Genomic DNA, 7680 nt, shown 5'->3' with positions numbered 1-7680 from the left:
CCAGCACCCCATCCTTCTCGCCGCGCAGCAACGCCAGGACGCGGTGCGACGGCATCCCGGCCGGCTGCTGGGAGAACTCGAAGTAATCCTTGAACTTCTGGCCCTCGGCGTCCTTGCCCTTCTTGACCCGGGAGACCATCCGGCCCTGCGTCCAAAGCCGCTCCCGCAGCGTGGCGGCGAGGTCGGCGTCCTGGGCGACGCGTTCCACCAGGATGGAGCGGGCACCGGCGAGCGCCGCCGCGGTGTCGCCGATGGAGTGCTCGGCGTTGAGGTAGCGGGCGGCTTCGCGTTCCGGATCGAGTTCGGGCCGCTTCAGCAGTGCGTCGGCAAGCGGCTCCAGCCCGGCCTCGCGGGCGATCTGCGCCTTGGTGCGCCGCTTCGTTTTGAACGGAAGGTAGATGTCCTCCAGCCGCGACTTCGTGTCGGCGCCGACGACGGCGGCCTGCAGTTCCGGAGTCAGCGCACCCTGCGCGGCGATCGCTTCCAGGATGGTCCGACGGCGGTCCTCCAGCTCGCGGAGGTAGCGCAGCCGCTCCTCCAGGTCGCGGAGCTGGGTGTCATCGAGCGTCCCGGTGGCTTCCTTGCGGTACCGGGCGATGAACGGCACAGTGGACCCGGCGTCAAGCAGGTCCACGGCCGCCTTCACCTGCCAGGCCAGCACACCGAGCTCCTCGGCGATCTGGGCGGCGATGCCGGACTCCTGGGTGTGCGGAGCCTGGGTCTTGGGCGACGCGGTCTTAAAAGACGGGGTCTTGGCTGATGGGGACGGGCGCTGCGGGAGTTGGGTCACCCTGCCATTTTGCCTTACCGGGCTCTTCGCCCGGGGGGCGCGGGCAGCGGACTAGGGCTGTTCGACGTCCTGAAGGACCTCGTTGCGGCGGAGGAACCAGGGCTTGAAGGGCGGATCAAAGCGGGCGAACCGTGGGAGTCCGACGGCGGTCAGGCCGGCCGCGACCAGCGCGGCCTGCAGTTCCTGGTTCCGTTTCCCGAACGCACTCTTCGATCCGCCACCGGAAAAGCTAAGGGCAGCGGCAAGGGAGCCCGGCACGGTCCGGATCCTGACGTCCGGATTGGTCGGTACCGGGGCGGTCTCCGCCGTCATCCCCGCCGGCAAGACGAAGGCCACGACGAAATCGGTGGTCTCCTCTCCCCCGGTCAGGAATCCGCTTTGCAGAACCGGGGCCGTCATGGCCAGCTTCTGTGGCGGCCCGAACCCCTGGACAACCGGGGCTGTCATGGCCACCGCTTGCCGGGCAGTGTTGTTGCCGCTGATGTAATTGAAGAGGTAGCGGAAGGCTGCATTGCCGGCCCGGTCAAACGTCGCGTTGACCTGCACTTCGGCCACCACATGCGCGGGATAGCGGCGCAACTCGAAATCCGGGTAGCGCTGGACCAACTCGAAGGGCTGCTGTTCAGTCATCGTCTTCAGACCATACGCCGGGTCTCCGACAGGAACCAGCCCGTTCCACCCGGGTGCTCGCCGGATTGTCGGAGCGCTTTGATAGCTTGAAGAACAGAGGACCAGGCTGCACGGACGTCCAAGACGGCGCAGCCCGAATTTCCGCAGCGCATCGACATCGGGGGCACAGTGTTTTTTCTTGAACCGGAAGTGCCGGGTTCCGCACCGGACCTGGTTTTCTCCGCGAGCGACCTGGTGACCGCTGCGAGTTGTGAGTATCAGTTGCTGCGCAAGCTCGATGAGAAGCTGGGCCGCTCCCCCAAAGCGGTCTTCGACGCCGACGAAATGCTCCAGCACGCGGCCGTGCTGGGTGACCGCCACGAGCGCAAGGTCCTCGATGGTTTCGTCGAGGAGTTCGGCCCCTGGGATCCGGCCGCCGGGCGCGGCGTGTACGACGTCGTGCCGGCCGAGGCGATGGACCGCGCCACGCTGCTGGCCAAGCACCGTGAGTCCATCGAGGCCCTGCGCTCGGGCGCCGACGTCGTGTTCCAGGCGGCCTTCTTCGACGGCCAGTTCCATGGCCGCTCCGACTTCCTGGTCCGCCAGGCCGACGGCAGCTACGCGGTGTTCGACACCAAGCTGGCCCGCCATGCGAAGGTCACCGCGCTGCTCCAGCTTGCCGCCTATGGGGACCAGTTGCTGAAGGCCGGGATCACGCCGGACCCGGCCGTGACACTGGTCCTCGGCGCCACCGTCCAGCTCCCGGACGGCGGCTTCGATTACGTCCGCAGCCACCACAAACTGGCGGAAATCCTGCCTGTCTTCCGCGAACGGCGGGACCGGTTCGTGGCGCTGACCGCTTCGCATGCAGCGCAGCCCCACACCGTGCAGTGGGGAGCCCGCGGACTCAGCGCATGTGGCCGCTGTGACTACTGCCGGGAGCAGGTGGTGGCCACCGATGATCTGCTGCTGGTGGCGCGGATGAATTCGGCACAGCGCAAAGCACTCCACGAACGGAAGATTTTCACGGTCAAGGAGTTCGCGGAAGCACACCTTCCTGGCGCGAACAGCGCACTGCTGCGCCTGCAGGACCAGGCCCGGATGCAGAGCGGGGTGGGCGCGTCCGACGGCGGCGTCCGGTACCGCAAGGACGGAACGGAACACACCCTCAGCTACCGGGTCGTCCCGGAAAACACGCTCGCGGAGCTGCCGCAGCCCAGCGCGGGCGACATTTTCTTCGACTTCGAGGGTGACCCGCTGTGGCAGGAAAGCGCCACCGGCATCTGGGGACTGGAGTACCTGTTCGGCGTCATCGAAGCACCGACCGGACCCGGGGACCCCGGGTCATTCAGGCCGTTCTGGGCGCACAACCGCGAGGCGGAGAAACAGGCGTTCCTCGATTTCCTCGACTATGTGGAGAAGCGCCGGCAGGACCACCCGGACATGCACGTCTACCACTACGCCGCCTACGAGAAAACTGCCCTCCGGAAGCTCTCCGTGATGCACGTTGCCGGCGAAAATACCGTCGACCGCTGGCTGCGCGAGGGGCTCCTGGTGGACCTCTACCAGACGGTCCGGAACAGCATCCGCATCTCCGAGAATTCCTACAGCATCAAGAAACTTGAGCCGCTCTACATGGGGACAAACCTGCGTTCCGGGGACGTGAAAGACGCCGGCGCCTCGGTGGTGGCCTACGCCCACTACTGCGACGCACGCGACGACGGCCGGGCCGAGGAAGCCGCCACCATCCTCGCCGGGATCTCCGACTACAACGAATACGACTGCCTCTCCACACTGGAGCTGCGGACCTGGCTCCTGGGCCTGGCCCGGGAGCGCGGCATCACGCCGGACGGCGACGGCGCACCCGGCTCAGCCTCATCCACGGCCGCTGGCACAAGCATGGGCTCCGCGCCGGACACCGCTGACCTGGACCCGCTGGAAGTGGCCCTGGCAGAACTGGCGGATCACGGCGTCGGGCTGTCCCAGGGCGACCGGAAGGCGGTTTCGATGCTGGCGGCGGCGGTCAGCTACCACCGCAGGGAGCGCAAGGCGTTCTGGTGGGCGCACTTCGACCGCTGCGAGAACGGTCCCGACACGCATCACCAGCAGGACCGCAACGTCTTCCTCGTCGAGGATGCGGAAGTGCTTGAGGACTGGTGGAAGGACGGCGCCAAGCTCCCGGAGCGGCGGGTGAAGCTGATCGGCACGGTCAGCCCGGGCTCGGACCTGCGTGAGGGCAGCACCTGGTTCCGGATGTATGAGCCGCCGCTTCCGGCCGGACTTGAAGGCACGGGGATCAACGGGACCGGGCGCAACGGCTGGTTCGGCACCGAGGTTCTGGAGCTGGGCCACGAGGACGGCAAGGACACCGTCATCATCCGGGACAAGCTCCGGAAGACCATCGAGCCGTACAGCCACGTCCCCGTCGCGCTGACCGAAGACCAGCCCATCCCGACCAAGGGCCTTGAGGACGCGCTGGCGGCCCTGGCGTGCAGCGTCGCCGCGGCATTGCAGTCCCATCCGCCCGTTTTCCCGCGTCATCCGGCGTTGGATCTGGTCCGCCGGGTTCCGCCGCGGCTGGCCTCGGGTGCGGCCCTGCCCGTGCCCGGCGGGGGGCCGGACCGGTTCGTCGACGCGATCACGGAGGCGGTCGGCGCTTTGGACCACTCCTATGTCGCGGTCCAGGGGCCGCCCGGGACGGGCAAGACCCATGTGGGCTCCCACGTCATCGCCCGGCTGGTGGCACGGGGCTGGAAAGTCGGCGTCGTCGGCCAGTCCCATGCCGTGGTGGAAAACCTGCTCAAGACAGCCGTGACCAAGGCCGGCGTCGATCCGCTCCGCGTGGCCAAAGACGTGAAGCACAGGGAACCGCTCCCCTGGGGGCAGCGCTCGGCGTCGGACGTGGCGCGCCTGCTCGGTTCCCCGGGTGGGGCGCTCATTGGCGGGACAGCCTGGACCATGACAGGAGCCAACGTCCCGGCCGGATCGCTGGACCTGCTGGTGATCGACGAGGCCGGCCAGTTCTCCCTGGCGAACACCCTTGCCGTGGCGCAGTCCAGCAGCCGGCTGCTGTTGCTCGGCGATCCGCAGCAGTTGCCACAGGTCAGCCAGGGCTCCCACCCTGAACCGGTGGACGAATCGGCTCTGGGCTGGGTATCGGCCGGCCATGCCACGCTGCCGCCGGAGCTGGGCTATTTCCTGGCCGACTCGTGGCGGATGACCTCGGAGCTGTGCCGGGCCGTCTCCGAACTCTCCTACGAGGGCAAGCTGCGTTCAGCCCCGGCCGCTGACCTCCGGAGGCTCGAGGGAGTCCCCGCCGGGATCGAGACCGTGCTGGTGGAGCACAGCGGGAACATCACGTCCTCGCGCGAGGAAGCCGCCGAAGCCGTCCGGCAGGTGCGGCGTCATCTCGGCCTCAGCTGGCATACGGAGGACGGCACCCGGCCCCTGGACTTCGCGGACATCCTGGTGGTGGCTGCCTACAACGCCCAGGTCAACGTGATCCGCGAGGCCTTGGATGCCGCGTCCCTGGCCGGGGTCCGTGTGGGAACCGTCGACAAGTTCCAGGGCCAGGAGGCCGCCGTCGTGATCGTGTCCATGGCGTGTTCGGCGGTGGCGGAAGCACCGCGCGGCATGGAATTCCTGCTCTCACGCAACCGGATCAACGTGGCGGTGTCCCGCGGCCAGTGGCGCGCCGTCGTGATCCGCGCACCGGAGCTGACCAACTACCTCCCCACCCACCCCGAAGGCCTGGAGCAGCTGGGCGGGTTCATCGGCCTGTGCCAGCGGTCGGTCGCGACCAGCTAACACGGGACATGCTCATTCTTCGTGCTCGAGCCCACGGGACATGCCCAGCTTCTTCCCCACACCACGGGACATGCTCATTCTTCGTCCTTCCGCCCGCGGGACATGCTCATTGTTAAACGCGAACAGTGGGCAGAATGGCATTCTGCCCACTGTTCGCGGCCGTGACTGGACATGTCCAGTGGCGAGCGTGACCACCGCTGGACATGTCCAGTGGCGACCTTCGGTGCTGCTGGCTTAGTTCTGGTACGCCGGGTAGTCCGTGTAGCCCTTCGCGCCTTCGGTGTAGAAGGTGGACTGGTCGGGCTCGTTGACCGGGAGCCCCTCGCGCCAGCGGCGGACCAGGTCCGGGTTGGCGATCGCGGGGCGTCCGACGACCACGGCGTCGGCGTGGCCGTCCGCAACAATCGCGGTGGCTTCCTCGCGGGTGGTGATGACGCCGAAGCCCGTGTTCAGCAGGAAGTTTCCGCCGAAACGGGTGCGCAGATCCTGGACCAGTTCGCTCGTCGGCTCCTTGTGCAGGACGCTCAGGTAGGCGAGCTTGAGGGGCGCCAGGGCATCCACGAGGATGCCGTAGGTTTCACGGACGTCTGCCGCGTCAAGCTCCAGGGCTCCCTGGACGTTGTGTTCGGGCGAGATACGGATGCCGACGCGGTCTGCGCCAACGGCATCGACCACGGCCCGGGTCACTTCGATAACGAAGCGCGCACGGTTCTCCGGCGAGCCGCCGTAGATGTCGTCGCGCTGGTTGGCGGACGGGGCGAGGAATTCGTGCAGCAGGTAGCCGTTGGCTGAGTGCAGCTCAACTCCGTCGAACCCTGCACCGATCGCGTTGCGGGACGCGGTGACGAACTCCTGCACGATACCCGGCAGTTCGTCGGTGGTCAGGGCATGCGGAACGGGGAATGCCTGCTTGCCCGCGTAGGTGCGGGTCTCGCCGTCGATCGCGATGGCGCTGGGCGCAACCACCTGGTGACCGCCGGTGGTGTCTGCATGGGTAACCCGTCCGGCGTGCATGACCTGGGCGAAGATGCGGCCGCCCTCGGCGTGCACGGCGGAGGTGACCTTGGCCCAGCCCTCAAGCTGAGCTTCGGTCACCAGGCCGGGCTGGCCCGGGAACCCCCGGCCGGCCCGGCTGGGGTACGTACCCTCGCTGACGATCAGGCCGAGGGATGCCCGCTGCCGGTAGTGCTCGACGACGAGGGGTCCGGGGATGCCTTCCGTGCCGGAGCGGACGCGGGTCAACGGCGCCATCACGAGTCGGTTGGGCAGTTCCAGCTCGCCGAGAGTCATCGGGGAAAACAGCATGCGCAGTTCCTTTCACCAGGGATTGGGTTCACTGGCGGCAACTGCGGGGCGTCTGCAACTATTCCTGATGAGACCCGGATCACTAGGGGTGGACGATGATCTTCACGGCGGTGTCGTTGTGGTGGATCAGGGTGTCGAAGCCTTTGTCCACGAGATCATCGAGGGCGATTCGTCCCGTGATGAAGGGTTTCAGGTCGACCTTTCCCTCCTGGACGAGTTTGATCGCGGCCGGGTGATCGCCGCAATAGGCAATGGTGCCGCGGAGGTCGATTTCCTTCAGGACGACCTTTTGCATGTCCACGGTGGCAGGACGTCCCCAGATCGACACGTTGACCACAACGCCCGCGGGCTTCACGACGTCGAGCATGGTGTCCAGCACGGCGTTCACTCCCGCACATTCAAACGCTGCATCTGCCCCCAGGCCTTCGGTCAGTTCCAGCACCCGGGCCTTGACGTCGTCGGAGCTTGGGTCCAACACATGATCCGCGACCCCCGAGGAAACCGCTTTCTCCTTCCGGGCAGTCGACAGCTCGGTGATGATTGTGGTGACGCCAAGGCCCTTCAGGACCGCCGCGGTCAGCAGACCAATGGGGCCCGCACCGCCGACGACGGCGACGTCCCCGGCCTTGACGTCGCTCCGGCCGACGGCGTGGTACGCCACGGCGAGCGGTTCGATGAGTGCGGCTTCGTCCAGCGGGATGTCCCCGACGGGGTGGACCCACCGCGTGTCGACGACGACCTTCTCACTCAGGCCCCCGCCGCCGCCCGCCAGGCCGATGAAGCCGAGCTTGGTGCACAGGTTGTAGTGGCCGCTGAGGCACGGGCCGCATTCGTTGCAGACGATATACGGCTCCACCACCACGCTGTCTCCGACGGCGAGTCCGGTCACACCCTCCCCGAGTTCCTCGACGGTGCCGGAAAATTCGTGCCCCAGGGTAACCGGGGCTTCCTCGTGGGAAATCGGATGGGGGTGGCCGGGCGGCGGGGTGAAGATTGGCCCTTCCAGGAATTCGTGGAGGTCGGTCCCGCAGATCCCGCACCAGGCGACGGCGATCTTCACTGCTCCGGGGCGCAGCTCCGGCTCCGGAATGTCTTCGATCCGGAGGACTTCGCGGGCATGGAATCGTGCTGCTTTCATGGTGTTTTCCTTCGCATTGCGGGCCGTGGAT

Annotated in this window: 5 protein-coding genes; 1 reads left to right on the top strand and 4 read right to left on the bottom strand. The window is 67.3% G+C overall.

Annotation, left to right across the window (positions count from 1 at the left end):
* A partial coding sequence (locus tag K789_RS0118205; protein ID WP_029704390.1) for a Tex-like N-terminal domain-containing protein occupies positions 1–790 on the bottom strand: 790 nt, incomplete at its 3' end.
* 51 nt (positions 791–841) lie between these two features.
* Positions 842–1420 (bottom strand): SOUL family heme-binding protein, encoded by a 579-nt coding sequence (locus K789_RS0118200; RefSeq protein WP_024365483.1) that lies wholly within the window; start codon positions 1418–1420, stop codon positions 842–844.
* Between the two features lie 168 nt (positions 1421–1588).
* On the opposite strand from K789_RS0118200, the gene K789_RS0118195 reads away from it, so the two are divergent.
* Positions 1589–5206: a TM0106 family RecB-like putative nuclease gene (locus K789_RS0118195; RefSeq protein WP_024365484.1), complete on the top strand. Its 3618-nt coding sequence runs from the start codon at positions 1589–1591 to the stop codon at positions 5204–5206.
* Positions 5207–5440: 234 nt separating this feature from the next.
* Here the strand turns inward: K789_RS0118195 and K789_RS0118190 are convergent, their stop codons facing one another.
* Positions 5441–6511, bottom strand: a complete 1071-nt coding sequence (locus tag K789_RS0118190; protein WP_024365485.1) for an alkene reductase — start codon at positions 6509–6511, stop codon at positions 5441–5443.
* An 82-nt stretch (positions 6512–6593) separates the two neighbouring features.
* The gene (locus tag K789_RS0118185; protein WP_024365486.1) at positions 6594–7649 is read right to left on the bottom strand and encodes a 2,3-butanediol dehydrogenase; all 1056 of its coding nucleotides are present in this window, start codon (positions 7647–7649) and stop codon (positions 6594–6596) included.
* Between the last annotated feature and the right edge of the window lie 31 nt (positions 7650–7680).

It is taken from the genome of Arthrobacter sp. TB 26, assembly GCF_000427315.1.
GTDB lineage: Bacteria > Actinomycetota > Actinomycetes > Actinomycetales > Micrococcaceae > Arthrobacter.
Note: the sequence above shows the minus strand (reverse complement) of the source record. Positions and strands in the feature narration are given on the sequence as shown.

Coding starts and splice junctions, on each gene's coding strand:
- K789_RS0118200 (WP_024365483.1), bottom strand. CDS start 1,420: ATGACTGAACAGCAGCCCTTCGAGTTGGTCCAGCGCTACCCGGATTTC.
- K789_RS0118190 (WP_024365485.1), bottom strand. CDS start 6,511: ATGCTGTTTTCCCCGATGACTCTCGGCGAGCTGGAACTGCCCAACCGA.
- K789_RS0118185 (WP_024365486.1), bottom strand. CDS start 7,649: ATGAAAGCAGCACGATTCCATGCCCGCGAAGTCCTCCGGATCGAAGAC.